The 24942-nt window shown below is 59.9% G+C and carries 23 protein-coding genes; 11 read left to right on the forward strand and 12 right to left on the reverse strand.

The genetic code is table 11. The features are described 5' to 3' along the window. Positions 1-241: 241 nt before the first annotated feature. A complete protein-coding gene (locus C2U47_RS16365; protein WP_103261724.1) occupies positions 242-1525 on the forward strand; it encodes a dicarboxylate/amino acid:cation symporter in 1284 nt (427 codons plus the stop codon). 79 nt (positions 1526-1604) lie between these two features. On the opposite strand, the gene grcA is transcribed toward C2U47_RS16365, so the two are convergent. Beyond that, entirely contained in the window at positions 1605-1985 is a 381-nt protein-coding gene (grcA, locus tag C2U47_RS16370; protein ID WP_010673855.1) for an autonomous glycyl radical cofactor GrcA, read from the reverse strand. A 613-nt stretch (positions 1986-2598) separates the two neighbouring features. Here grcA and ung point away from each other — a divergent pair. Together ung and C2U47_RS16380 are read left to right on the forward strand one after the other, a co-directional pair. After that, positions 2599-3279, forward strand: coding sequence for a uracil-DNA glycosylase (gene ung / locus C2U47_RS16375; RefSeq protein WP_103261725.1), 681 nt, complete (start codon positions 2599-2601; stop codon positions 3277-3279). Between the two features lie 160 nt (positions 3280-3439). Beyond that, positions 3440-3985: a hemerythrin domain-containing protein gene (locus C2U47_RS16380; protein WP_041212588.1), complete on the forward strand. Its 546-nt coding sequence runs from the start codon at positions 3440-3442 to the stop codon at positions 3983-3985. A gap of 93 nt (positions 3986-4078) precedes the next feature. On the opposite strand, the gene C2U47_RS16385 is transcribed toward C2U47_RS16380, so the two are convergent. Beyond that, on the reverse strand, positions 4079-4258 hold the full coding sequence (locus tag C2U47_RS16385) for a DUF3545 family protein (RefSeq protein ID WP_010673858.1): 180 nt from the start codon (positions 4256-4258) through the stop codon (positions 4079-4081). A 180-nt stretch (positions 4259-4438) separates the two neighbouring features. Continuing rightward, positions 4439-5389, reverse strand: a complete 951-nt coding sequence (gene tal / locus C2U47_RS16390; RefSeq protein ID WP_010673859.1) for a transaldolase — start codon at positions 5387-5389, stop codon at positions 4439-4441. A 724-nt stretch (positions 5390-6113) separates the two neighbouring features. On the opposite strand from tal, the gene C2U47_RS16395 reads away from it, so the two are divergent. From C2U47_RS16395 to yidZ, 4 genes are all read left to right on the forward strand, one after another. After that, positions 6114-7544 (forward strand): alanine/glycine:cation symporter family protein, encoded by a 1431-nt coding sequence (locus tag C2U47_RS16395; RefSeq protein WP_043155782.1) that lies wholly within the window; start codon positions 6114-6116, stop codon positions 7542-7544. Positions 7545-7723: 179 nt separating this feature from the next. Continuing rightward, positions 7724-8875 carry a CMY-1/MOX family class C beta-lactamase MOX-15 gene (locus C2U47_RS16400; RefSeq protein WP_103261726.1) on the forward strand — a complete coding sequence of 384 codons (1152 nt, stop codon included), beginning with the start codon at positions 7724-7726 and terminating at the stop codon, positions 8873-8875. Between the two features lie 292 nt (positions 8876-9167). Next, positions 9168-10334: an MdtL family multidrug efflux MFS transporter gene (locus C2U47_RS16405; RefSeq protein WP_103261727.1), complete on the forward strand. Its 1167-nt coding sequence runs from the start codon at positions 9168-9170 to the stop codon at positions 10332-10334. A gap of 10 nt (positions 10335-10344) precedes the next feature. After that, entirely contained in the window at positions 10345-11385 is a 1041-nt protein-coding gene (yidZ, locus tag C2U47_RS16410) for an HTH-type transcriptional regulator YidZ (protein WP_069651514.1), read from the forward strand. On the opposite strand, the gene ruvX is transcribed toward yidZ, so the two are convergent. From ruvX to metK, 7 genes are all read right to left on the reverse strand, one after another. Continuing rightward, positions 11382-11804, reverse strand: coding sequence for a Holliday junction resolvase RuvX (gene ruvX / locus C2U47_RS16415; protein WP_010673863.1), 423 nt, complete (start codon positions 11802-11804; stop codon positions 11382-11384). The two genes, yidZ and ruvX, sit on opposite strands and share 4 nt — an antisense overlap. Before the next feature lie 109 nt (positions 11805-11913). Then, positions 11914-12468 carry a YqgE/AlgH family protein gene (locus C2U47_RS16420; protein ID WP_103261728.1) on the reverse strand — a complete coding sequence of 185 codons (555 nt, stop codon included), beginning with the start codon at positions 12466-12468 and terminating at the stop codon, positions 11914-11916. Positions 12469-12633: 165 nt separating this feature from the next. After that, positions 12634-13584, reverse strand: a complete 951-nt coding sequence (gene gshB, locus C2U47_RS16425) for a glutathione synthase (RefSeq protein ID WP_048207179.1) — start codon at positions 13582-13584, stop codon at positions 12634-12636. A 123-nt stretch (positions 13585-13707) separates the two neighbouring features. Further along, a complete protein-coding gene (gene rsmE, locus C2U47_RS16430) occupies positions 13708-14439 on the reverse strand; it encodes a 16S rRNA (uracil(1498)-N(3))-methyltransferase (RefSeq protein ID WP_041212593.1) in 732 nt (243 codons plus the stop codon). A gap of 129 nt (positions 14440-14568) precedes the next feature. Then, positions 14569-15261, reverse strand: coding sequence for an endonuclease (locus C2U47_RS16435; RefSeq protein ID WP_039040144.1), 693 nt, complete (start codon positions 15259-15261; stop codon positions 14569-14571). A gap of 73 nt (positions 15262-15334) precedes the next feature. Next, the gene (locus tag C2U47_RS16440; RefSeq protein ID WP_103261729.1) at positions 15335-15874 is read right to left on the reverse strand and encodes a SprT family zinc-dependent metalloprotease; all 540 of its coding nucleotides are present in this window, start codon (positions 15872-15874) and stop codon (positions 15335-15337) included. A gap of 67 nt (positions 15875-15941) precedes the next feature. Further along, entirely contained in the window at positions 15942-17093 is a 1152-nt protein-coding gene (metK, locus tag C2U47_RS16445; protein ID WP_010673869.1) for a methionine adenosyltransferase, read from the reverse strand. A gap of 340 nt (positions 17094-17433) precedes the next feature. Here metK and tkt point away from each other — a divergent pair, with 340 nt between their 5' ends. The 3 genes from tkt to C2U47_RS16460 all read left to right on the forward strand — a co-directional run bounded on the left by tkt (position 17434) and on the right by C2U47_RS16460 (position 20748). Continuing rightward, positions 17434-19425: a transketolase gene (tkt, locus tag C2U47_RS16450; RefSeq protein WP_103261730.1), complete on the forward strand. Its 1992-nt coding sequence runs from the start codon at positions 17434-17436 to the stop codon at positions 19423-19425. 167 nt (positions 19426-19592) lie between these two features. Next, positions 19593-20120 (forward strand): hypothetical protein, encoded by a 528-nt coding sequence (locus tag C2U47_RS16455; protein ID WP_199766816.1) that lies wholly within the window; start codon positions 19593-19595, stop codon positions 20118-20120. Next, positions 20107-20748 (forward strand): hypothetical protein, encoded by a 642-nt coding sequence (locus C2U47_RS16460; protein WP_103261731.1) that lies wholly within the window; start codon positions 20107-20109, stop codon positions 20746-20748. Before C2U47_RS16455 ends, C2U47_RS16460 begins: the two co-directional genes overlap by 14 nt. Before the next feature lie 63 nt (positions 20749-20811). On the opposite strand, the gene C2U47_RS16465 is transcribed toward C2U47_RS16460, so the two are convergent. Further along, complete coding sequence (locus C2U47_RS16465; RefSeq protein WP_103261732.1) at positions 20812-22077, reverse strand: RidA family protein; 1266 nt, start codon at positions 22075-22077, stop codon at positions 20812-20814. A gap of 1208 nt (positions 22078-23285) precedes the next feature. On the opposite strand from C2U47_RS16465, the gene C2U47_RS16470 reads away from it, so the two are divergent. After that, positions 23286-23687, forward strand: a complete 402-nt coding sequence (locus C2U47_RS16470) for a hypothetical protein (RefSeq protein ID WP_223929890.1) — start codon at positions 23286-23288, stop codon at positions 23685-23687. Between the two features lie 112 nt (positions 23688-23799). Here C2U47_RS16470 and C2U47_RS16475 read toward each other — a convergent pair whose 3' ends face one another. Beyond that, entirely contained in the window at positions 23800-24924 is a 1125-nt protein-coding gene (locus tag C2U47_RS16475; RefSeq protein WP_103261733.1) for an anhydro-N-acetylmuramic acid kinase, read from the reverse strand. Positions 24925-24942 lie beyond the last annotated feature (18 nt).

Here is a 24942-nt window from a genome sequence, read left to right on the forward strand (position 1 = left end):
TTTCTTCCGTCTTCACATGGCGCCGCTTCATGGTCATTACTGCAAGGTTGCTGTGGTGTTAATGATGTTAAATATATTGTGTGATTGATGTCGCTAAATTGATTCTTATAACGTGTGAAAGTGCCGCCGTCGGAATGGCGAAATGGCATGAACCGGGTGAGAGGTGTGAACTGTCTCGCCGCGGATCCCTGCACGCGTTTTTTGCCATCGCCCGTGTCAATTAATTAACAGGACGTTGAGCATGCACAAGAAAATAGTCAGCAGCCTCTACTTTCAGGTGATATTGGCCATCACCATCGGAATATTGCTGGGGCACTTCTATCCGAGCCTGGGCGCCGATATGAAACCCCTCGGCGATGGTTTCGTGAAATTGATCAAGATGATCATTGCCCCCGTTATTTTCTGTACCGTGGTGACGGGGATCGCCGGCATGGAGAGCATGAAGGCAGTCGGCAAGACGGGGGCCATCGCGCTCATCTATTTCGAGGTGGTGAGCACCCTGGCGCTGATCATCGGCCTGTGCGTGGTCAACCTGCTGCAACCCGGGGTCGGCATGAACGTGGACCCCTCCTCGCTGGATGCCAGCGCCATCTCCGTCTATGCGGATCAGGCCCAGTCCCAGGGGATAATTCCCTTCCTGCTGGATGTGATACCGGCCAGCATCATCGGTGCCTTTGCCGGCGGCAATATACTTCAGGTGTTGCTGTTTGCCGTCCTGTTCGGATTTTCCCTGCATCATATCGGGGAGAAGGGAAAACCCATCTTCAATATCATCGATGGTTTCTCTCAGGTTATTTTCGGCATCATCAACATGATCATGAAACTGGCGCCGATCGGGGCATTTGGTGCCATGGCATTCACCATAGGGAAATACGGTATTGGTTCTTTGGTGCAGCTGGGGCAATTAATTGCTAGCTTCTATCTGACCTGCCTGCTGTTTATTTTTCTGGTGCTCGGCAGTATCGCCAAAGCCAATGGCTTCAGCATTGTGCGCTTTATTGCCTATATCCGGGAAGAGCTGTTGATCGTGCTCGGAACATCCTCGTCGGAATCCGTATTGCCGCGTATGCTGGTGAAAATGGAGGCGCTGGGCTGCAAGAAATCGGTGGTGGGTCTGGTGATCCCGACCGGTTACTCATTCAACCTAGACGGCACCTCCATCTATCTGACCATGGCAGCCGTCTTCATCGCCCAGGCGACCAACACCCCGCTGGACCTGTTCCATCAGCTCACCCTGCTGGTGGTGCTGCTTATCTCCTCCAAGGGGGCGGCCGGAGTCACGGGGAGTGGCTTCATCGTGCTGGCAGCCACCATCTCGGCGGTAGGGCATCTGCCGCTGGCCGGGCTGGCGCTGATCCTCGGGATTGATCGCTTCATGTCGGAGGCGCGCGCTCTGACCAACCTCATCGGCAACGGGGTGGCGACCCTGGTGGTGGCCCGTTACTGCGATCAGCTCGACGAGGCCACCATGCAGGACGCCCTGGCGAAACCCGTGGTGGCAATGCCGGTGGACCTGCGAAGCTGACCCAGGTTCCGGCGGTGATCATCACCCATGAAAAAACGGCCCGAGGGGGCCGTTTTTTTATCTCTTTACGCAGGGCGCCTTACAGGCTCTGGGTGAAGGTGCGGGTGACCACGTCGCGCTGCTGCTCCGGGGTCAGGGCGTTGAAACGCACGGCGTAACCGGAGACGCGGATGGTGAGCTGCGGGTATTTTTCCGGGTTGGCGATGGCGTCTTCCAGGGTTTCGCGGCGCAGTACGTTGACGTTCAGGTGCTGACCCCCTTCGACCACAGGCTCTTGCTGAACCGGCAGTTCACGGTATTCGAATTGACCCAGGTCGGAGAGGCTGACTTCCTGATCGGCGGCAAAGCTGTCGCCCTTGGCGCAGATGCAGCGAGCCTGTTGTTTCTCTTCGTCCAGCAGCCAGAAAGAGTTCAGCAGAGCGGCGTTGGCGGACTGGGTGATTTGGATGCCCTTGATCATGGTATGACTCCTCATAGGAAAGCGGATTCAACGGTAAGCACATTACCCTGATGTTTTTAAACCACTTCTTGGAAGGAATGATTTAACGGGGCCTTGCCTTACACCTTTACTTCGTTGGGGCCATATATACCACGACGGTAATATTACGAAAATTGATCCAAATCAATAAAACCCCATTTTGCGTGCATTGAAAGGGATTAAATCATTGAGTTGAATCAAAAACAGATCATTTTTCTGTTTTTGTAAGATATATGAATTATGCATTTTTTATTATTCATATCTAGTAATTTAACTACACCTTTAGGGTTTATTTCTGGCGTCAGCGAAAACCGGCCTGCCCAGAGGCCTGTCCGAAGGACGTCCTGTTATTCCTGTGTCGACGCAGTACCGGTCATTGCCCGTGAACGCCGCCGCCACTTCCCAGGCTGGCAAGGCTGAGCCTGACCTCCATGCGGTTGCGTCTTGGGGGCGAGGACCCTATCCTGAGCCCCTTGCTCTATTGACCGAGGAGATAGCGGTGCCAAGCTGGACAGAAGGCGGGGAGTGGGGAGAGGGAGAGGCTGGCATGCCAGCCAGGATGGAAGGAGTGGATTCGCAACGAGAGGAGACGGGTGTGCTGACCTGGAAAGATGTGATTGGTTCGGAGAAAGAGCAGGCGTATTTCATGGCCACCCTGGCCACCGTCAGGGCCGAGCGGGAGGCGGGCAAGGTGATCTATCCCCCGGCGACCGAGGTATTCAATGCCTTCAAACTGACCGAGCTGGATGACGTCAAGGTGGTGATTCTGGGGCAGGATCCCTATCACGGCCCGGACCAGGCGCACGGCCTCTGTTTCTCCGTCTTGCCCGGAGTGCGCACGCCGCCGTCCCTCGTCAACATCTACAAGGAGATGCAGCGGGATCTGCCGGGTTTTGTCACACCCAATCACGGCTTCCTGGAATCCTGGGCCAGACAGGGAGTGCTACTGCTCAATACGGTGCTGACGGTACAGGCGGGCATGGCGCACTCTCACGCCCACCTGGGGTGGGAGACTTTTACCGATCGAGTCATCGAGCGGATCAATGCCCATTGCCAGGGAGTCGTCTTCCTGCTGTGGGGGGCTCATGCCCAGAAGAAAGGGCGCTTCATCGACCGGTCGCGCCACCATGTGCTGAGCGCCCCCCATCCCAGCCCGCTCTCTGCCCATCGCGGTTTCATCGGTTGCGGCCACTTCTCCGAGGCCAATCGCCTGCTGGTCCAGCAAGGACGCAGTCCCATCGACTGGCTCTCGGTCTGCGCCGATCCGGCGGCCTGACGCCGTGAATGCACAGGGGAAATGGTCTCCCCTGTGCCCCCTGTGGTGAGAGGCTGGTGCAGCCGCTGTCTGCATCCGACTTGATTGAGTGCAAAGTTCAGGCAATAAATGACCGTATACTCGAGACAGACGTTTTCTCATTTCAGTGCAAGGAGTGCCCATGTTATCCAGTCTGCATAAGGACCACCTCAACATCACCCGGTTGCTGACGCTGCTCAAGCAAAAGCTGGCGGCCATTCGCAATGAGCAGCCGGTGAGCTACTTCCTGCTGCGGGATGTGGTGGATTATCTGCGCGAGGTATCCGACAAGTACCACCACCCGAAGGAAGACATGATTTATGACTACTACCTGAAATACAGGGTGGTGGAGGGGGAAGTGGCCAACCGGCTGCACGAGGAGCACGCCCGTCTGCTGGATGCAGGGACCGAGCTCAAGGAGATGGTGGAGATGATCCTGATGGATGCGGTCATCCCGCTGGATCAGTTCGTGGCCCGTCTGGAGCAGTTCATCGAGCAGCAGGAGGCGCACATGAACTATGAGGAAGGGGTCATCTTCCCCCATCTGCGCGACTCCCTGACCGAGGATGACTGGCGTCATCTCGAACAGCTCTGGCAGAACCGGGCCATCAATGATCCCCTGTTCGGGGCGGAGGTGAGCCAGCACTTCCAGGCGCTGGCCAAACAGCTCTCGCTGCCTGCAGCCTGACAGGATCACCCATAAAAACAGCGCCCCGGTCAATCCGGGGCGCTGTTTTTATGGCTCCACTCGCTGGAGTGAAACATGGGCGACGTGGGCGTATCAGAGCTCCAGGTCGTCCGATCCTTCATAGGCGATGTCGATGGCCTGCAGCTCCTTTTGCAGGCGGTGCTTGTCTTTAAGCGCCTCAATCTCACGCCATTTGCGTTTTTTTCCCGTTGTCCCGCGGCTACGTGAACCCAGCTCAACGACCTCGTCAAAATCGAAGTTGAACATGTCCATGGCTCCCTCCTTGGTTTTATGGTTTTCACCATCCGTATAACACGACGCCTTTGAAAATAAAACGTTTTTATGACGAAGTTGTGACAACCGGAAACTGGCACAAAAAAACCGGGCTGCCCTTTCGGGAGCCCGGTTTTTGCGGTGCCACTTCGCTCTGTGAGAGCCGTGTGGCGAGCGGCCTTACAGATGGCTTGCCAGCATGGTTTCCAGCTTGCCCTGGTCGATGGCGAACAGGCGGATGCCTTCCCCCAGTTTCTCGACGGCCATGGCGTCCTGGTTCAGCTCCCAGCGGAATTCGGCTTCGGTCATCGGGGCCGGTTTGGCTGTGCGCTCGCCGGTGTAGTCCAGCTTGCGCACCACGGTGCCTTCGGCCTTGCTCAGCTCTTCCAGCAAAGCGGGGCCAATGGTCAGGCGGTCGCAGCCGGCCAGTTCCAGGATTTCGCCGGTGTTGCGGAAGCTCGCGCCCATGACAACGGTCGGGTAGTCGTGCTGCTTGTAGTAGTTGTAGATGGCGGTGACGGAGACCACGCCCGGATCTTCACTGGCGGTGTAGTCACGGCCGTTCTTGGCCTTGTACCAGTCGAGGATGCGGCCCACGAACGGGGAGATGAGGAAGGCGCCGGCTTCGGCACAGGCGCGGGCCTGGGCGAAGGAGAACAGCAGGGTCAGGTTGCACTGGATACCCTCTTTCTCCAGCACCTCGGCGGCACGGATCCCTTCCCAGGTGGAGGCCAGCTTGATCAGGATGCGATCATTGCTGATGCCGGCTTCGTTGTAGAGGCGGATCAGCTTGCGGGCCTTGGCGATGCTGGCATCGGTGTCGAAGGAGAGGCGGGCGTCCACTTCGGTGGAGATGCGGCCCGGGACAATTTTCAGCACTTCGAGGCCGATGTTGACCGCCAGCTTGTCGCCTGCGTCGATGATTTGCTGTGCCTTGTCCTGGCTCTGGGATTTGGCCCAGGCAATGGCGTCCTGGATCAGGGCTGCGTACTCGGGGATCTCGGAGGCCTTGAGTACCAGAGAGGGGTTGGTGGTGGCATCGATGGGCTGGTAGCGCTTGATGGCTTCGATGTCGCCGGTATCGGCAACCACTGTGGTCAGGGCTTTCAGCTGGGTCAATTTATCGGCCATGGCAAATATCATCTCTTTATGAGGGAGCAATCCCAGGGTGGCGGGCATGAGACGGCAGTTCTGAAATTAAATTACAAGATCCCGGCGGCTCAGGCTCAGAAAGGGGCGATGGGCAGGCCCCATCGTCATTGCCTGCCTAATTAATACGGATGTGGCGCATCCTGCAATAGGGGAGCTTGTATGCGAATCAGCCAGGTGGTGAAAGCGGTACCGGCTGTCTGGTGAAAGTGTTTGATAAAAAACGAGTTTTATTCATGGTGTGGCGGCTGGCTCCGACATGGAAAAGCGCAATTATTTTGGTGGATTCATGAATTTGTGCGGGAGGTCACATAAATAGTTCTGTCAGCTACTTGAAATTTAATTACGTGTAAAACGTTTTGCGTTACAACCCCTTGCCGATGAGGCATGAGAGGCAAACGCTTGTCTCCCTGATGTCGTTTCACTCAGCGGTTTTTACCCCCATGGGATGAGTTGTAAAATGGTTCTCTATTGGCTCTAATTTGTGAGGGGCTGGGTTGCACATCAATTTTTGTTGATTTATTGCGTGCTAAATGAAGCTTTTTTGCATCAGATTGCTCGTTTTTTGTCTCCCCAGTGAGCCCTGTCACTATTCTGAATTCCCTCGCTATGCTAGATTCCGCCCCTTCGGCGCAATGCTGGTTCGGAAATTGACAGAGAGCGGTCAGCGCAGACTGGCCATGGATGTGATAACAACGAGAGAATTATGGACACCTTGATTGCAATGATTAACGACCTGATGTGGGGAGCCGTGCTCATTTACCTGCTGATCGGGGTCGGTATCTTCTTTACCTTCCGTCTGGGCTTTATCCAGATCCGCCACTTCGGCCACATGTTCTCGGTCCTGCGCAACAGTCGCAAATCCGACAGCGCCGGCATCTCCTCCTTCCAGGCTCTGTGTACCAGCCTGGCGGCCCGTGTCGGGACGGGCAATCTGGCCGGTGTGGCCGTCGCCATCTATCTGGGTGGCCCTGGCGCCGTCTTCTGGATGTGGCTGATCGCCTTCATCGGTATGGCCACCGCCTTCGTGGAGAGCACCCTGGCCCAGCTCTACAAGGTCAAGGATGAGGATGGCAACTATCGGGGCGGTCCCGCCTACTACATGGAGCGCGGCCTCGGCATGCGCTGGATGGGGGTGGTCTTCTCCCTCTGCCTGCTGCTGGCCTTCGGTCTGGTGTTCAACGCGGTGCAGGCCAATTCCATCAGCCTGGCCATGAACGTCGCCTTCGGCATCCCTGACTGGGTGAGCGGTCTGGCCCTGGTGGTGCTCTCCGGTCTCATCATCTTCGGCGGCATTCGCGGCATCGCCCGCTTTGCCGAGCTGGTGGTGCCCTTCATGGCGATCGCTTATATCCTGATGGCGCTGTTCGTGGTGTTCATGAACATCAGCGAGCTGCCGGGTATTTTCGCCCTCATCATCAAGTCTGCGTTCGGCATCGAGCAGGCAGGTTCCGGCGCCATGGGCTATGCCATCTCCCAGGCGATGATCAACGGCATCAAGCGCGGCCTCTTCTCCAACGAGGCGGGCATGGGCTCTGCCCCCAATGCTGCCGCCACCGCCACCCCCTATCCGCCGCACCCGGCCTCCCAGGGTTATGTGCAGATGCTGGGGGTCTTCCTCGATACCATCGTCATCTGTACCTGTACTGCCGCCATCATCCTGATGTCCGGCCAGTTCGAGCCGGGCTCCGGCGTGACCGGTGTCGAGCTGACCCAGCGCGCGCTCTCCTCCCAGGTGGGCGGCGGTGGCAACATCTTCATCGCAGCGGCCATCTTCTTCTTCGCCTTCACCTCCATCGTGGCGAATTACTCCTATGCGGAGACCAACCTGGTGTTCCTCGAGCACAACCACAAGGGTGGCCTGATGCTGTTCCGGATGTTCGTGCTGGGCATGGTGATGTTCGGATCCGTGGGCGAACTGCCGACCGTGTGGGCTCTGGCGGATGTCTCCATGGGGCTGATGGCCATCGTCAACCTGGTGGCCATCCTGCTGCTCTCCGGCGTCGCCATCAAGCTGGCCAAGGACTACAACGACCAGCTCAAGGTGGGCCGCGTGCCGACCTTCGATGCCAACAAATACCCCGAGCTGCGCAGCCAGCTGGAAGAGGGGATCTGGGACAACCCGGGCAAGAAATAAGCCTGCGTTGCAAGGTGATTGAAGGGGAGCCATGGCTCCCCTTTTTCATGGGTAAAAAGAGGGGGCGGCTTCACACTGACTTCACAGAGCCTCATCGGCAGCACACCTCGCGGGACTATGCTGGGTTCATCACTCGCCGCCATGGCGATACCTTGCTAACGACAGTCAGGAGACATGCAATGCAACAACGACAATCCATCCTGTGGGGCGCTCTGGCCACCCTGATGTGGGCCGGTCTGGCTCATGCCGGTGACAAGGCGGCGACCGATCCCCTGCGCCCCGTGGTGGATGCCAGCATCCGGCCGCTGCTCAAGGAGCACAGGATCCCGGGCATGGCGGTGGCCGTGCTCAAGGATGGCAAGGCCCACTATTTCAACTACGGTGTGGCCGATCGGGAGCGCGCAGTCGGTGTCAGCGAGCAGACCCTGTTCGAGATAGGCTCCGTGAGCAAGACCCTGACCGCGACGCTGGGGGCCTACGCCGTGGTGCAGGGGGGCTTCGAGCTCGATGACAAGGCGAGTCTGTTCGCCCCCTGGCTCAAGGGATCCGCCTTTGACAACATCACCATGGGGGAGCTGGCTACCTACAGCGCGGGCGGCTTGCCGCTGCAATTCCCCGAGGAGGTGGATTCGCTCGAGAAGATGCAGGCCTACTACCGCCAGTGGACCCCAGCCTACTCGCCGGGTTCCCATCGCCAGTACGCCAACCCCAGCATCGGGCTCTTTGGCTATCTGGCGGCGAGCAGCATGAAGCAGCCGTTCGATCGCCTGATGGAGCAGACGATCCTGCCGGGGCTTGGCCTGTACCATACCTACCTCACTGTGCCCGAGCAGGCCATGGGGCACTACGCCTACGGCTACTCGAAGGAGGACAAGCCCATCCGCGTCACTCCCGGCATGCTGGCGGACGAGGCCTACGGCATCAAGACCAGCTCGGCGGATCTGCTGCGCTTTGTGAAGGCGAACATCAGCGGGGTGGATAATGCGGCCATGCAGCAGGCCATCGACCTGACTCACCAGGGCCAGTATGCGGTGGGGGAGATGACCCAGGGACTGGGCTGGGAGCGTTACGCCTATCCCGTCAGCGAGCAGACGCTGCTGGCGGGCAACTCCCCGGCGATGATTTACAATGCCAACCCGGCGGCGCCCGCGCCCGCTGCAACAGGGCACCCTGTGCTCTTCAACAAGACCGGCTCGACCAACGGCTTCGGGGCCTATGTGGCCTTCGTGCCGGCCAAAGGGATTGGCATCGTCATGCTGGCCAATCGCAACTACCCCAACGAGGCGCGCATCAAGGCGGCCCACGCCATCCTGACGAAACTGGCCAGGTAATGGTGCGCCTTCGCTGAGCCTTGAGGGCACGTCGCATCGCGGCGTGCCCGTTACCTCGGACCCGACCCCTCAAGCGCGACCTGGCAGGGGGCGGGTCGATGAGCATGCCAATCCGGACCTCTCCTGCGGGAGATGTCCGGATTGGCATCCACCGAGTGCCATCTCGTCACTAGGCCCCGGCAGGCCGCCCGCTCTATAGTGCCTGGCATCTTCCTCTGCTTTTGCAGGATTGAGTTGTCAATCTCGCTGACAGCGCACCTGTGATGGTGAAACCTGCTGCTATGGAGCCTTCATGGGTATGTTTCTGCTGTGTACTTTTCTGATGATCATCCTCTATCCCCTCGGGATCGATCTCTATCTGGTGGCCGTCCCCCGCATTGCGCAAACCCTGCAGGGGAGCGAGGCGCAGATCCACACCGCTTTTTCCATCTATCTGCTGGGCATGGCGGCTACCGTGCTGCCGGGGGGCATGCTGGCGGATCGCCATGGCAGGCGCCCCGTGGTACTGGGGGGCGCCCTCATCTTCGTGGTCGCCTCCCTGGTGGCGGCGGAGGCGACCGGCATCGCCCAGTTTTATCTGGGGCGTTTCTGGCAAGGGGTGGGCGCTGGAGCGCTCTACATCATGACCTTCACCGTGCTGCGGGATGTGCTGAGCCAGGCGCGCCTCGCGATGGCCCTCTCCCTCATCAACGGCGTGATCTGCGTCATTCCGGTGCTGGCTCCCGTACTCGGTTATCTCATCCTGTCGCACTTCGAGTGGCGCGGCATCTTCGTGGGCATGGCGCTGGTGGCCGCCATCAGCGCCCTGGTCAACCTGCGACTGCTCAAGGAGACCCGCCCCGCCCGCCAGCCTGCGGGGGCATCGCCGCTGGTCCTGCTGGGCATGGCCCCCTTCATGCTGCGCGCCTTGCTGACCAGCGCCAGCGTGACCGCCATCCTGGTCTATGTGAGCGTCTCGCCCCTTGTCCTGATGACCACGTTCGGTCTGCCTCCCGAGCAGTACACCCGGCTGATGATGGTGATGGCCGGGGTGAGCATGTCCGCTTCCTTCCTGACCCCCTTGCTGCTGCGCTGGCTCGGCAAGGCAAGGGTGCTGGCGCTCTCCCACCTCGCCTACCTGCTGGCTTTGCTCGCCCTGTTGTGCAGCAGCGGGCCCGAAGGCGGCCTGTCCTGGCTGCTGGCGGGGTGTGCCCTGGTCTGTATCGGTTTTTCCTGCGGGTTCGGAGTGGCGATGGGGGAGGCGCTGGATGTGTGCGGGGAGCAGGTGGCATCGGCCAGTGCCCTGCTCTGCATCATGCAGATAGGGTTGTCCGGGCTCTTCATCTGGGGGATGGGCCATCTGGGGATGCCTGCGCTCTGGATGCTGATCCTGGCACTCCTGCTGGCGCTGCTCGGTTACCTGGTGGTCAAGGTGCTGCTACCATGGCGTGCGGTACGGCGAGTCCGGGCTCGGGGATAGGAGAGAAGAGATGCGCAATCTGGGTGAACTCGATTTGAACCTGCTGGTGGTCTTCAGGCACCTGATGCAGGAGCGCAGCGTCGCGGGGGCGGCCAAGAAGCTGTGTGTCACCCCGTCGGCGGTGAGCAAGGCGCTCGGCAAGCTGCGGGACTGGTTCGGGGACCCCCTCTTCGTGCGCGTGCGTCAGGGCTTGCAGCCGACCAATCTCTCCCTGACCCTGGCGGAGGAGCTCAAGACCTGGTTCCAGCTCACCGAGAGCATCAGCACCCTCAACAGCGAGGCGATCCCCGAGGGGGCCCGCTTCAGTCTGGTGATGGAGTCCCCCTTCGGCATCAGCTTCCTGAGCGAGCTGCCCACGACCATCTACCAGAAGTACCCCCACTCTGTGGTCAGGATGCTGGGCTGGGATCACCACTCTCTCAACGACATCGTCAACGGGGAGGCGGATCTCGGCTTCTGTGCCCGGGAGACCCACGGCCGCTCCCATGCCAGGGTCAACCGGCTGCCCTATTACATCGATCACGAGGTGCTGTTCTGCGATCGTCCCGTGGTGTTCCTGCGCAAGGATCACCCCTTGCTCGGGCAGACGTGGTCGCTGACCCGCTTTCTGGCCTGCCCCCAGGTGAGCGTGGTGTGGGAGGCCAGCGACAGCTGGGCACTGGACGATCTGCTGGAGGACGAAGGCCACAGGCGGCAGGTGCCCATCATGGTGGCGAGCTTCGAGCAAGCGCTGCATATCGCCGCCCAAAAGAGCCACGAGCTGATCGCCGTGGTGCCTTCATATTGCGCGGACTATGCCGCCAGACACCACCCCGACCTCATCCCCATGCCGTTGCCGCTGGAAGAGTCTCTCTATGCCCAGCTGGAGATCGCCTTCATCCTGCTGTGGCACAAGCGCCACAATCAGGATGCCAAGGTGATGTGGTTGCGGGGGGAGATCCGGCGGCTCTATGGCCTGGCCGCAGCGGGGATGACGCGTTTTGCCTGGGGCGGGCCCATGGGGAGCGGGGCGGTGAAAGAGAAGCAAGGGGGAGGAGGATCCCCGGTTTAGTCGTACTGCTCTTCCATCCAGGCTTCGACGATGAGCTGGGCGGAGACGCCGTCCACGCTCCCCTTGTCCAGCGCCTTGTAGCCGCCACGTTCAAACAGGCGGGCGCGGGCATCCGTGGTGGTGAGCCGCTCGTCCTTGAACTCCACCGGTTTGCCGAAGCGGCCGTGCAGGCGATTGCCGAATTTGCGAGCCCGCACCGTGATCTCCTGGTCCGTGCCATCCATGTTGAGCGGCAGACCGACGATCAGCAGATCCGGTTGCCACTCCTTGATCAGCTTCTCTATCTCGTCCCAGTTGGGGATGCCGTCGTTCGCCTTGAGGGAGCGAAGGGGGCGGGCGCTGCCCGTGAGCTCCTGGCCGATGGCGACACCGATGCTCTTGGTGCCGTAGTCAAAGCCCATGATGCTGCGTGATGACATGGGGTCTCCTCGAAATGGATGGATAAATGAAGGGGGGAAGCCCCCTCCCTGTCTCCCCTGCTCGTGAGGGGGGAGCGTGCCGCCTCCCCCGGAGGGGAGGGCCGGGGTGTCAGCTATGGCCCACCTGGCTGGAGAGGTGCAGGGGGTTGACCCCAATGCTCGCGGCGGCTTGCTGCCAGCGCAGGTGGATGGGGGTATCGAAGACCAGCTTGGGATTGGGGGGGATCACCAGCCAGGCGCCATCCACCAGCTCCTGCTCGAGCTGGCCTGCACTCCAGCCGGCGTAACCGAGCGCTACCAGCCAGTGGTCCGGCGCCTCGTCGGTGCCCAGGGTCTCCAGGATGTCCTTGGAGGTGGTGACCATCATCTCGTCGCTCACCTGCAGGGTGGAATTGAAGCCCGGGCGGAAGCTGTGCAACACGAAGCCGCGATCCCCGTGCACCGGCCCCCCCTGCAACACCGGCTGTTTCATCTCGGCGGTGGCGGGGGGATTGAGGTTGAGCTTGGTCAGCATGGCGTCCAGGGCCATGTCGACCGGAATGTTGACCACCAGTCCCATGGCGCCTTCGCTGCTGTGTTCGCACAGATAGACCAGGGAGCGCTGGAAATAGGCGTCCGTGAGGCTCGGCATGGCGAGCAGAAAATGATTTTGCAGTGTTTGCATGGAGCGTATGTATCTCTTAGCGTGCAAAGGTATTTGGGGTGATTATGGCAGTTGATGGCGGCGGGCAAAACCGCTTTTTGCCGGCAGGAGGGCGGCAGTCAAAGGGGCCCTCACGGCCCCTTGTGTGTGTGTCCTCGCGGCGGCAACGGGTCGCCGGGCAAGGGGTCAGCGGCCCAGTCGGCGCTCGATGGCGTCCATCAGCATGCCGGTAATGGAGACGTCGAAGGCCGCCTCAATCTCGCGGATGCAGGTCGGGCTGGTGACGTTAATCTCGGTCAGGCGATCGCCGATGATGTCGAGGCCGACGAAGATGAGCCCCTTCTCTTTCAGCGTCGGGCCCACCGCGCGGGCGATGGCCCAGTCCGCTTCACTCAAGGGGCGGGCCTCGCCACGGCCACCGGCCGCCAGGTTGCCACGGGTCTCACCTTGGGCCGGAATGCGGGCCAGGCAGTAAGGTACCGGCTCGCCATCCACCACCAGTACCCGCTTGTCGCCATCCTTGATGGCGGGCAGATAGGTCTGCGCCATGCAGTACTGGCTGCCGTGAGAGGTTAATGTCTCGATGATGACGCCGACGTTGGCGTCATCCTCCTTCATGCGGAAGATGGAGGCGCCGCCCATGCCGTCCAGCGGCTTGAGGATGACGTCCTTGTGCCTGGCGTGGAAGGCCCGCAGCTTGTCTGCTCTGCGAGTGACGAGCGTGGTCGGGGTGTGCTCGGCAAACCAGGCGGTGTAGAGCTTCTCGTTGGCGTCGCGCAGGCTCTGGGGCTTGTTGACGATGAGGCAGCCCTCATCCTCGGCCCGCTCCAGCATGTAGGTGGCGTAGATGAACTCGGTGTCGAAGGGGGGATCCTTGCGCATCAGGATCACATCCAGGCTGGAGAGCGGCTGATCCACCACCTCGCCCAGGCTATACCAGTCGGCATAGTCATATTTGACGGTGAGCGGACGCATGGTACCGAAGGCGCGACCGGCCTCCATGTAGAGATCCTTCATCTCCAGATAGAACAGCTCGTAGCCGCGCTTTTGCGCCTCTTCGAGCATGGCGAAGCTGGAGTCCTTCTTGATGTTGATGGCCGAGATGGGGTCCATCACGATGCCGAGTTTAATGGTCATCCGAGTTTCCTTCCTAATGGCTCGATTGGATGTGATGACCCCCTCCCTGCCTCCCCCTTCACAAGGGGGAGGGGCCTGTTGCTCCCTCCCCTGCGAAGGGGAGGGCCGGGGTGGGGTCGGCTGTCAGGCCAGATCGCCAAAGCGGCACTGAAGCGCAGTAATCGCCGTCAGGGCGGCGGTTTCGGTGCGCAGCACCCGCGGCCCCAGCAGCATCTCCTTGAAATCTTCCTGCACGGTACGGGCGATCTCGTCGCCGGACAAGCCCCCTTCCGGGCCGATCAGCAGGCGCACGCCGTGCTCGGGGATGGGCAGGGTGTTGATGCTGTAAGGGGCGCGCGGGTGCAGGTTGAGCTTGAGCTCCTGGGTCTCTTCCGCCAGCCAGGCGTCCAGCTCCATCGGCATGCGCACCTCGGGCACGGTATTGCGGCCGCACTGCTCGCAGGCGCTGATCACCACTTTTTGCCACTGCTCGCGCTTTTTCTCGAGCCGATCGGCGGGCAGCTTGACGCCGCAGCGCTCGGAGAAGAGGGGCGTGATGCAGGTGACGCCGAGCTCCACCGATTTCTGGATGGTGAAGTCCATCTTGTCGCCGCGGCTGATCACCTGACCCAGGTGGATGGCAAGGGGGGACTCCACCGAGCGGGTCTCGCAACTGTCGATGGTCACCTCAACGGACTTCTTGCCCACACTGGTGATGGTGGCGGGGTACTGGTGGCCGTCGCCGTTGAACAGCTCGAGCTGCTGGCCCGGCTGCATGCGCAGCACGCGGCCGATGTGATTGGCACCGTCTTCCGACAGGGCGAGGGTCTGGCCAACCTGCAGGCTGGCCGGTTCATAGATACGTGGAATGCGCATGGCTGATAGTCAGTCTCTTGCTTGGAAACCCTTCAATACCCTACTGCACGGCGGCGAGCAAGGCTCGCGAGGCAGAGAGTGAAGGGATTCAGGAGGAGGGGGACGCTCCCCCTCCCTGGTCAAATGGGGTTATTGGCACTGCTTTTCAATGAAGGGATTGGTATTGCCCTGCAGCTTGCCGATACGGCGGTTGCGCTCGCACTCCCAGCGATCAGCCGGATACTGCCTGTCCCAGGCTTCGTAAAGCTTGCGCTGCTGGGCCGCCAGACGCAGTCCGTACTGCTGGCTCATGTAGAGGTAGGCGCGGGCGATCTGTCCACGCACCGGCCCCTTGGGCGGCTGCACCTGGCGCTCCTTGAAGTCCACCAGCATCTGGCACTTGCCGTACTGGTTCGGTTTGCCGTTCCAGTCGCTGAAGCGGAAGTTCGCCCGATCACCGTTCACTTCGCCGATGGCGGGGAAGAGGTTGTGCATGTCTCCCTCCATCCTGTTGAACTCGTCGCTCTTGCCGCAATTCTTGCGACCCCCGTCCTGCCAGCACTGGAGCTGGTGGCCGAACTCCCAGGCGGGCACCACGTGCTCCCATTCGATGCGGGAGGCCCGCTCGGCCTGCTTGCGCGGCAGGTAGCCGCAGCTCTCCCAGTCGGGGGCCATCTTCTTGCCGCTGAACTTGATGTTGCAGCCGCAGTAGAAGGTGACGGGGTGGCTCTGGTAGAGCTTGTTCAGATCCTGCTTGGCGGCGCGAAAGGTCTGGATGTTGTCGGCATGGGCCGGGGCGCTGACCAGCAGGGCCAGGCAGAGGGAGAGCAGAGGGCGAAACATGAATATCCTTGGCAATGAGACAGTTGAATGAAGTAAGCGCGCACCCTATCACAGGAGCGCGACACGGGGTGACTCAATCCGCCGTCGTGTCGCGCTGCCACACCAGGGGCTGGCGACAGCGGCGGCAGTGATAGCGGGCCTCGCCGCGTATCACCTTGTTGTGGCGGCGCACGGAGAGGGGATGCTGCTGGCAGGCGCAGACATACACGAAGGTGCGCTGGGCCAGCACCCCCAGATCGAAGCTGTGGGTGGTGCTGGGTTCGAGACCGAACAGCTCCCGCATCACCGACTGCCACTGGCGACCGTGGGGCAGTACCCGGCTCTTGCCGCGCCCCTCTCCCCAGAGCGCATAGACCAGCAGGTGCGCCACCTCGTGGGGCACCACTTCCCTGATAAACGCCTGCTGATTGGCCTGATAGAGCGCCGGATTGAAACGCAGCTCCCAGGTTTGCAGCCGCGCCGATCCTGCCGCCCGGCCCCGCATGTTGCAATGGACTTGCGGGCGGGGAAAGGTGCGGCCAAGGCGCGTTTCGGCCTGCACAAAGCAGGCATCGACGCGTGCGAGCAGCGTCTCGATGAGGGCGGGGTCAAGCCGGGTGGCAGTGGCAGGCATGGGATCCTCGGGACGGACACAAAAGCAAAAGGGGAGCCAGGCTCCCCTTTTATCACAACCTCGAGCCTTACAGGCCGGCGGCAGCGCGCAGCAGCTCAGCCTTGTCGGTCTTCTCCCAGGGGAACTCGTCGCGGCCGAAGTGGCCGTAAGCGGCGGTTGCCTGGTAGATCGGGCGCTTCAGATCCAGCATCTCGATGAGACCATAGGGGCGCAGCTCGAAGAACTCGCGCACCAGCTTGACCAGCAGGGCTTCGGCCACCTTGCCGGTACCGAAGGTTTCGACGCTGATGGAGGTGGGCTCGGCCACGCCGATGGCGTAGGAGACCTGCACTTCACAGCGATCCGCGAGACCTGCGGCCACGATGTTCTTGGCCACGTAGCGGGCGGCGTAGGCGGCGGAGCGGTCCACCTTGGACGGATCCTTGCCGGAGAAGGCGCCACCACCGTGACGGGCCATGCCGCCGTAGGTGTCGACGATGATCTTGCGACCGGTCAGACCGCAGTCACCCATGGGACCGCCGATGACGAAACGACCGGTCGGGTTGATGAAGTACTTGGTGTCCTTGTTGATCCACTCGGCGGGCAGCACCGGCTTGATGATCTCTTCGCGCACCGCTTCCACCAGATCGCTGTGGCTGATGGAGTCGCAATGCTGGGTGGAGAGCACCACGGCATCGACACCCAGGATCTTGCCTGCGTCGTCGTAGGCGAAGGTCAGCTGGCTCTTGGCGTCCGGACGCAGCCACGGCAGGGTGCCATTCTTGCGCACTTCTGCCTGACGCTTCACCAGCAGGTGGGAATAGGTGATGGGCGCGGGCATCAGCACGTCGGTTTCGTTGGTGGCGTAGCCGAACATCAGGCCCTGGTCACCTGCACCTTGCTCCAGCGGGTCGGTACGGTCGACGCCCTGGTTGATGTCCGGAGACTGTTTGCCGATGGCGTTCAGCACGGCGCAGGAGTCGGCGTCGAAGCCCATGTCGGAGTGGGTGTAACCAATCTCGCGCACGGTGTCGCGCACGATCTGTTCGATGTCGACCCAGGCAGAGGTGGTCACTTCGCCGGCTACCATCACCATGCCGGTCTTGACCAGGGTTTCGCAGGCGACGCGCGCCTTGGTGTCCTGCTGCAGGATGGCGTCCAGCACCGCATCGGAGATCTGGTCGGCGATTTTATCGGGATGGCCTTCGGAGACCGACTCGGAAGTAAACAGCTTTGCCATGTTTGGTTCTCGATTCGTAAGGGTTATCGCCTTGGCCATAACCGGATAATGACAGGATGACTGTAGAGGTATCTACATCTGGACGTCTATTTTAAATAGGTCATCCGGTGATTGCCAGCACTATTTGGGGGTGGAGCCGCCGGGGGCGGGATGGGGAAGGGATCCACCTCCATGGAGGTAAGGCAGGGGGCGGATTGAATCGTTTTCCCCGCCCAGAAAAGCGATTGTGCTCCCAAAGCCACTTTATTCGCCCAGATAATATTTGCACGCCGCGCCCCCTGCTGGGACAATAACGCGCCTTAATCTTGGCCATCAAATGAAGCAATCGCAGGAGATACAGATGCCTTCTCGTAAAGAGCTTGCCAATGCCATTCGTGCATTGAGTATGGATGCCGTTCAAAAAGCCAACTCCGGTCACCCGGGCGCCCCCATGGGAATGGCGGATATCGCTGAAGTGCTGTGGCGCAGCCACCTCAAACACAACCCGAACAACCCCAAGTGGGCCGACCGCGACCGTTTCATTCTCTCCAACGGCCACGGCTCCATGCTGCTGTACTCCCTGCTGCACCTCTCCGGTTATGACCTCTCCATCGACGATCTGAAAAACTTCCGCCAACTGCACTCTCGCACCCCGGGTCACCCGGAGTACGGTTATGCGCCGGGCGTTGAAACCACCACCGGTCCGCTGGGTCAGGGCATCACCAACGCCGTGGGCATGGCGATCGCCGAGAAGGCCATGGCCGAGCAGTTCAACCAGCCGGGTCACGACATCGTCGACCACTACACCTACGCCTTCATGGGCGACGGCTGCCTGATGGAAGGTATCTCCCACGAAGCCTGCTCCCTGGCCGGCACCCTGGGTCTGGGCAAGCTGATCGCGTTCTGGGATGACAACGGCATCTCCATCGACGGTCACGTAGAAGGCTGGTTCACCGACGACACTCCCAAGCGCTTCGAAGCCTACGGCTGGCACGTCATCCCGGCCGTTGACGGTCACAACCCGGAAGCCATCAACGCCGCCATCGAAGCCGCCAAGGCCGAGACCGGCAAGCCGACCCTGATCTGCTGCCGCACCATCATCGGCTACGGTTCCCCGAACAAGTCCGGCTCCCACGACTGCCACGGCGCACCGCTGGGCAACGACGAGATCGCCGCCGCCCGTGCCTTCCTGAAGTGGGACCACGCGCCGTTCGTCATCCCGTCCGACATCGCCGCCGAGTGGAACGGTCAGGAGAAGGGCGCCAAGCTCGAATCCGACTGGGCTGCCAAGTTCGCTGCCTATGAAGCCGCTCACCCGGCCCTGGCTGCCGAATTCAAGCGCCGCACCACTGGCGAGCTGCCGGCCAACTGGGCTGCTGAATCCGCCAAGATCATCGAAACCCTGCAGGCCAACCCGGCCAAGATCGCGACCCGTAAAGCGTCCCAGAACTCCCTGGAAGCCTTCGGCAAGCTGCTGCCGGAATTCATGGGCGGCTCCGCGGATCTCGCGCCGTCCAACCTGACCATGTGGTCCGGCTCCAAGTCCCTGACTCCCGAGAGCGCCGCAGGCAACTACATCCACTACGGCGTGCGCGAGTTCGGCATGTCCGCCATCATGAACGGCATCGCCCTGCACGGTGGTTTCATCCCCTACGGCGCCACCTTCCTGATGTTCATGGAGTACGCCCGCAACGCCCTGCGCATGGCCGCCCTGATGAAGCAGCGCGCCATCTTCGTCTACACCCACGACTCCATCGGTCTGGGTGAAGATGGCCCGACTCACCAGCCGGTCGAGCAGATCGCCTCCCTGCGTCTGACCCCGAACATGAGCACCTGGCGCCCGTGTGATCAGGTAGAGTCCGCCATCGCCTGGAAACACGCCATCGAGCGTACCGACGGCCCGACCTCCCTGATCTTCTCCCGTCAGAACCTGGCCCAGATGGACCGCACCGCCCAGCAACTGGCCGATGCCGCCAAGGGTGGTTACGTGCTGAAGGATTGCGCCGGTACCCCGGAGCTGATCCTGATCGCCACCGGTTCCGAAGTGGAGCTGGCCATGGCTGCCTATGAGCAGCTGACTGCCAAGGGTCGTGCCGTGCGCGTGGTCTCCATCCCGTCTACCGACGTGTTCGATGCCCAGTCCGCCGAGTACAAGGAGTCCGTCCTGCCGGCCGCCGTCACCAAGCGTGTGGCCATCGAAGCGGGCATCGCCGACTACTGGTACAAGTACGTGGGCTTTGGCGGCAAGATCATCGGCATGCGCACCTTCGGTGAGTCCGCCCCGGCCGAGCTGCTGTTCAAGGAATTCGGCTTTACCGTGGAAAACGTGGTTGCGACCGCTGAATCCCTGTAATCGCTGATTGCTTGATACTGAATTGAAAAGCGCCTCCCTCGGGAGGCGCTTTTTTGTTGGCTGACAATGGTTTAATCATTCAAAATAGAGATGAATTCAGGTATTGTTTTATTGAGTTTCAAAAGGTAATAGATAAAGAATCTTAACCAGTTTAGAGGTGATTTATATTGGAACCTAAAATAGAAAATGGAGTTGAAGGAAGGGAATGTGTGCCGTTTTTTGAGACAGATAAGTCTCAAATTATTTTCGAGTTCTTTTATTTGGTTGTTTTGTTTTTTATTACATTGATCGCAACTTTTCTATTGCAGATTTTTTCTAGTAAATTGGGTATTGTATATTCTGACAAAGTAATGCTTTTCTCTATTTTTGGTGGTTTTTTGGGAGGTTGGGTCTATGATGCCAAATGGTTTTATAGAGTTACGGCTAGAGGAAAAAGCGATCAATATAGTTTTCCATGGCAACCTCATAAGTTTTATTGGAGAGTGTTGACTCCTTTTTTATCTGCTATTGTGGCGTTTTCAACATATCTATTGATATCATCAAGGATCATTCCCATTCAAATTGACAATATGAATACAGGGAAAATTGCATTCTCGCTTAGTTTTTTGCTTGGCTATTTCTCTGATCTGGTGTTAAGCCGTTTGGCTGGGTGGGCAGAGAAAATTGTACCGAAGGTTTCTGATGGAAAAAAATAACTGTAATATTTGCATAGAGTTGGCTGGTGATTTAGAACAAATTGAATATCGTGATTATGGTGAGCTAGTCAAACATGGGAAAAATGTACTGATGGAAACTAGGGGGTTCTGTGTCATCCCTAGCTTTGGTCCATTAGATAAATCTCATGTTATGATAGTGCCAAAAAAACATGTAAATAGCTTTGCACTTATAGAAGGCGAATTGAAGGGTGAAGTTGAGTTTATTATTGATGCCTTAAGTGATTATTATCTTGAACGTTTTAAAGAGCGTTTGTTCTTTTTTGAAAGTGGGGCAGGATCGAGTTGTGATCACTCTGGTGGTTGTATCGTTCATGCACATATACATTGTGTTGCTTCAACTGATCGTTTCGAGTCATTATTATCGATGGAATGTTCATTAACACAAGTTGATGATGATACTCTCTTTGATACTACACATGGCTATATTTGGTTCAGAAATGAGAATGGGGACGAATATTATTGTAATAGGCCGCTTCTTCCATCTCAATTTCTTCGCTATTTATATTTAATCTCTAAAAACGTAAATAAAAGATGGAACTGGAGACGTGATATAAATATTAAAGAGATTGGGAACGTTATATCTGCCTATTCAGGATTGAATATCTAAACTAGTTGTTTTTGATAAAGGCACCGGCCTAAGCCGGCGCCTTTTAATCGTTAAAGCAACGTGTTACACCTGCGGCGGGGTGCTTTCGGCGTTGGACATCACCGCATCCATCTGCACCAGGGCGCCGGCGGGCAGCTCGCTCACGCCAATCACGGTGCGGGCAGGCAGATAGCCCGGGAAATATTTGGCGTAGATGGTATCCACCTCCGCCAGATCCGCGATGTTGGCAAGCTGGATATTGACCTTGACGATATCGTCCATCACGTGGCCGATGCTCTCCACAATAGTCTTGATATGGCCGAGGCACTGGGCGGTCTGCTCCTTGACGCAACCGGTCAGCACCTTGCCGGTGGTCATGTCGAGCGGCAACTGGCCGGCGATATGGTTGTAGTGGGAGAAGGCGACGCTCTGGCTATGCAGCGGGCTTCTCGGTGCCTTGTCGGTATTGCGGGCACGGATCACCAGATTGTGTCTGTCTTCCACCAGCTGGGGCGGGGTGCCGTCACCGTGGGAGATGACCGCATCCATCTGCACCCGGGCGCCCAGCGGCAGGGCGGCGGCACTGACCACAGAGCGGGCGGGCAGATAGGCGACGGCACGGGCGATGGCGGAGTCCGGGAAGAAGGTGGTGTAGACCTCGTTGACGGCGTCGAGATCCGCCAGATTGGTAAGATAGACAGTCACCTTGACGATGTCGTCGAAGGGCACGTCGATGCTCTCCAGCACGGTTTTGATATTGCGCAGGCACTGGGCCGCCTGTTCGCGAATGCCACCGTCAACCAGGGCGCCGGAGGCGGGGTCGAGGGGCAGCTGGGCACCGATATTGTTGTAATGGGAGAAGGCGACGCTCTGGCTGGAGAGCGGATCCTGCGGGGCGTGGGCGCTATTGCGGGCGAGTTTGAGCAGCGGGCAGGGAGCCTGGGGGAAGGTGCCTTCCCCGTTGGAGAGCAGGGCGTCCATCTGCACCCTGGCGCCGAGCGGCAGACCGGCCACCGCCAGCACTGTACGGGTCGGCAGCGAGTGGGGGAAGAATGCCCGATAGACGGCGTTGACGGCATCGAGGTCGGCGATGTCCGCGAGGAACAGAGTCACCTTCACCATGTCCTCCATGCCGTGGCCAATGCTCTGGACGATGGCCTGGATATTGGTGAGACACTGCCTGGCCTGCGCCTGGATATCCCCTGCGACCAGCGCGCCCGTTTTCGGGTCGACCGGAAGCTGGGCGGCAATATTGTTGTAGTGGGAGAAGGCCACTCTCTGGGTATAGGGCCCCAGATCCTGAGGCGCATTGGGGGTATTTCTGGCTGACTTGATGATGGTACCACTCATGGCGATACTCCTTTTTCGTTTTTGATGTAGGGTCCGGGCCGCATTGTTCTTCCCTGGCCGAATACGGCACGCTGATGACTCGTGATATTGCGGCAACAGTTGCCCGTTCCCGCCGCAGGGCGACGGAGAAAAGGAGAACGATCATCACAGTGTCGAGCCCTGTTTCGATGCAGACAGCGCGTGCAACAGACAAGGGAGAGAAGTTGGCCTGGTGATTCAGACGGGAGAATTCTAGGGGGCGGTTATCCGGGGATGCAAACCGGGATCCTGTTTCTATGAGGTGGCTCAACAGAGTGAAATATATTCATTTTGCGATTCAATTCATGACGGGCATGGCAAATAAAGGTGATGATGATCCCGCTTTACCATGAAAGTGGAACCAGATAGCGCCATATTGTCGCGTATCAGGGTTACAGCCTGTGAATCCTCCGTTAATACTTTTGGCGAAATTGCAGCTTATTCTCCCGGTTTTGCATAGCTATCTATTTATCGCTCTCTCGACGCCCTGTTCAGCGCCGCCAAAATATGCTGCGGCGAGCACACTGAAATAACATTCACCCTCTTTGCATGGCAACAGGTCATGACATAAATACGGGAGAAAGAGAGGGCGCATTTTAGCCCCTGCGGCGGAGGCTGACATGGGCGGGTCGCCACACCGCCTATGCCATATCTTTTCAGCGGCGCGAACACAGCCCGCCCACAGGACGCAGAAGCAGGCAAGGGGAGGGAGCGAGGGGTGGGCCGCAGACAGATCAACCTGGATCCTCCCAAACCGCCGCTCTGTGCACCGGTCAAGCGCCAGGTAAACCGCTTCCTGAAGTGGGCCTTCTAGGGCCATGGGAGTGCTCTCGAGGTGCGGGTCCATGGCGCCATCCCATCGGCCCGCCCCTGCTGATGGTCATCACGGGGCTGTTATCTCACTGACCCCTGATCCCCCGGCTACCTTGCCCAAGAGAGGATGGCCAGAAAAGCCAACGGCTGCACGGGGGACAAGGGTCGGGCAGAAGGTGATCCACCTCGCCTTTTGATGTGAACGTCTTTTGATGTTTGGCGCCATACGATACCATGCGCAGCGTGTGTTCCTGTTGGGGGAGGTGCCGCCCATCGCCCCGTGGCTGGCCGCTGGTCCCGTCATGCCCTCGGGATGCACAATCCGGGGCCGCCACGGCAACCCCTTATCGCCATAGCCAACAGGACGGAGTATCAGGATGGCCATTGCCATTGAACAGTCGGACAACACACTGAGGGTGAACAAGGATCGCTACGATCTGGGCCGCATCGTCGGCGTGCAGGTAAAAGCACTCGGCTGGATGGATAGGCTCAAGAAGACCTTGTTGCTGGGAGTGGTCACCTCCAGTGTGCTCTTTTACTTCACCCCTTCCTACGAGCAGGCGGGCAACTGGCTCATCGTGCTCTTCCTGCCCCTGGTGGGTTTTCTGTCTGGCGCCCTGATGGGGCTGCTCTCCAGCGCGAAATATGAGTTTTGCATCGAATTTTCCCACGCCGACGAGACGGGCGTGCAGTGGATCACCGCCGCCAGGAGTCGGCATGTCGCCGATTATGAGACCTTCAAGGCGCAGGCGGCCAGGTTGAAAGAGCGGCTCGGGTAGGGAGCACAGAGTGACGGGTCTGCGCCATCTGGCGCCAGGCATAACAACAAGCCCGATCAGGTGCACCTGTTCGGGCTTGTTCCATTAGGGGGGAGGGCGCTCGGGAAGCGGCTCAGGCGGGATAGAGGGCGCCCAGTACCGCCGGGCGGCTCGCACCGGTCACCGCAGGCAGGTTGCCCGGCTTTCGCTGGATAAAGCGTTGTGCCAGCCAGGCAAAGGCGGCCCCTTCCACCCAGTCCGGTGCAAGGCCGAGCTGGGCGGTACTGGTCAGATGCCAGTCGGGCAGCAGGCTGGCCAGCTCCGCCAGCAGCGGGGCGTTGTGGGCGCCGCCGCCGCAGACAAACAGCTCGGGCCGGGTTGGCGCATCACGGTGGGTGGGCAACTGGCGGGCGATGCTGTGGCAGGTGAGGGATTGCAGGGTACGCTGCACATCTGCGGGGGCGTATGCGCAGCCGTCCAGCTCGCCATCGAGCCAGTCGAGGGTGAACATCTCACGCCCCGTGCTCTTGGGGGCGGGGGCGGCGAAGTAGGGGTGAGCCAGCAACTGCTCCAGCAGCGCAGGGATAAGCCTGCCGCTGGCGGCCCACTGGCCACCGGCATCATAGCTGTTACCGTGGGGCTGGTGGCGGCGATACCAGCCGTCGAGCAGGGTGTTGGCGGGGCCGGTATCGAAGCCATATACCCCTGAACCCGCCCCCCCGTCGGCCTGGCCGGGCAGCACCGAGATATTGGCAATGCCGCCGAGGTTCAGCACCACCCGAAGGGCGTCGGGGCGGGCAAAGAGCGCCTGATGGAAGGCGGGCACCAGGGGGGCCCCCTGACCGCCGAGGGCCATGTCCATGGTGCGAAAATCGGCCACCACGTCGATGCCGGTCAGGGCCGCCAGCAGGGCCGCGTTGCCTATTTGCAGGGTAAAGCCGAGGGCAGGGCGGTGGCGTATGGTCTGGCCGTGACTGCCGATGGCGCGAATCTCCTTGGGAGTCAGCGCCGCCTTGGCGAGCAGGGCCTGGGTGGCGGCGGCAAATTCGCGGGCCACCAGGTTATCGGCGACCCCCATGCGGTCGATTTCGTTCTCCCCCGGGGTGCAGAGGGCGTGCAGGGTGCGAGCCGTATCGACAGGCCAGGGATGGCAGAGGGCCGCCTCGACCCGCAGAGCATCCCCCTCGATCTGCACCAGCACGGCGTCGATACCATCCATGCTGGTACCGGACATCAAGCCTATATAGCGTTCAGTCATGACAACCCCTTTCAATGA

Origin of the sequence: Aeromonas sp. ASNIH7 (genome assembly GCF_002903485.1) — a bacterium.
Taxonomy (GTDB): domain Bacteria; phylum Pseudomonadota; class Gammaproteobacteria; order Enterobacterales; family Aeromonadaceae; genus Aeromonas; species Aeromonas caviae.

What these genes read in the sequence shown, in the direction of transcription:
- C2U47_RS16365 (WP_103261724.1), top strand. Translation starts at nt 242, where the DNA reads ATGCACAAGAAAATAGTCAGCAGCCTCTACTTTCAGGTGATATTGGCC.
- grcA (WP_010673855.1), bottom strand. Translation starts at nt 1,985, where the DNA reads ATGATCAAGGGCATCCAAATCACCCAGTCCGCCAACGCCGCTCTGCTG.
- C2U47_RS16380 (WP_041212588.1), top strand. Translation starts at nt 3,440, where the DNA reads ATGTTATCCAGTCTGCATAAGGACCACCTCAACATCACCCGGTTGCTG.
- C2U47_RS16385 (WP_010673858.1), bottom strand. Translation starts at nt 4,258, where the DNA reads ATGGACATGTTCAACTTCGATTTTGACGAGGTCGTTGAGCTGGGTTCA.
- tal (WP_010673859.1), bottom strand. Translation starts at nt 5,389, where the DNA reads ATGGCCGATAAATTGACCCAGCTGAAAGCCCTGACCACAGTGGTTGCC.
- C2U47_RS16395 (WP_043155782.1), top strand. Translation starts at nt 6,114, where the DNA reads ATGGACACCTTGATTGCAATGATTAACGACCTGATGTGGGGAGCCGTG.
- C2U47_RS16400 (WP_103261726.1), top strand. Translation starts at nt 7,724, where the DNA reads ATGCAACAACGACAATCCATCCTGTGGGGCGCTCTGGCCACCCTGATG.
- C2U47_RS16405 (WP_103261727.1), top strand. Translation starts at nt 9,168, where the DNA reads ATGGGTATGTTTCTGCTGTGTACTTTTCTGATGATCATCCTCTATCCC.
- yidZ (WP_069651514.1), top strand. Translation starts at nt 10,345, where the DNA reads ATGCGCAATCTGGGTGAACTCGATTTGAACCTGCTGGTGGTCTTCAGG.
- ruvX (WP_010673863.1), bottom strand. Translation starts at nt 11,804, where the DNA reads ATGTCATCACGCAGCATCATGGGCTTTGACTACGGCACCAAGAGCATC.
- C2U47_RS16420 (WP_103261728.1), bottom strand. Translation starts at nt 12,468, where the DNA reads ATGCAAACACTGCAAAATCATTTTCTGCTCGCCATGCCGAGCCTCACG.
- gshB (WP_048207179.1), bottom strand. Translation starts at nt 13,584, where the DNA reads ATGACCATTAAACTCGGCATCGTGATGGACCCCATCTCGGCCATCAAC.
- rsmE (WP_041212593.1), bottom strand. Translation starts at nt 14,439, where the DNA reads ATGCGCATTCCACGTATCTATGAACCGGCCAGCCTGCAGGTTGGCCAG.
- C2U47_RS16435 (WP_039040144.1), bottom strand. Translation starts at nt 15,261, where the DNA reads ATGTTTCGCCCTCTGCTCTCCCTCTGCCTGGCCCTGCTGGTCAGCGCC.
- C2U47_RS16440 (WP_103261729.1), bottom strand. Translation starts at nt 15,874, where the DNA reads ATGCCTGCCACTGCCACCCGGCTTGACCCCGCCCTCATCGAGACGCTG.
- metK (WP_010673869.1), bottom strand. Translation starts at nt 17,093, where the DNA reads ATGGCAAAGCTGTTTACTTCCGAGTCGGTCTCCGAAGGCCATCCCGAT.
- tkt (WP_103261730.1), top strand. Translation starts at nt 17,434, where the DNA reads ATGCCTTCTCGTAAAGAGCTTGCCAATGCCATTCGTGCATTGAGTATG.
- C2U47_RS16460 (WP_103261731.1), top strand. Translation starts at nt 20,107, where the DNA reads ATGGAAAAAAATAACTGTAATATTTGCATAGAGTTGGCTGGTGATTTA.
- C2U47_RS16465 (WP_103261732.1), bottom strand. Translation starts at nt 22,077, where the DNA reads ATGAGTGGTACCATCATCAAGTCAGCCAGAAATACCCCCAATGCGCCT.
- C2U47_RS16470 (WP_223929890.1), top strand. Translation starts at nt 23,286, where the DNA reads ATGGCCATTGCCATTGAACAGTCGGACAACACACTGAGGGTGAACAAG.
- C2U47_RS16475 (WP_103261733.1), bottom strand. Translation starts at nt 24,924, where the DNA reads ATGACTGAACGCTATATAGGCTTGATGTCCGGTACCAGCATGGATGGT.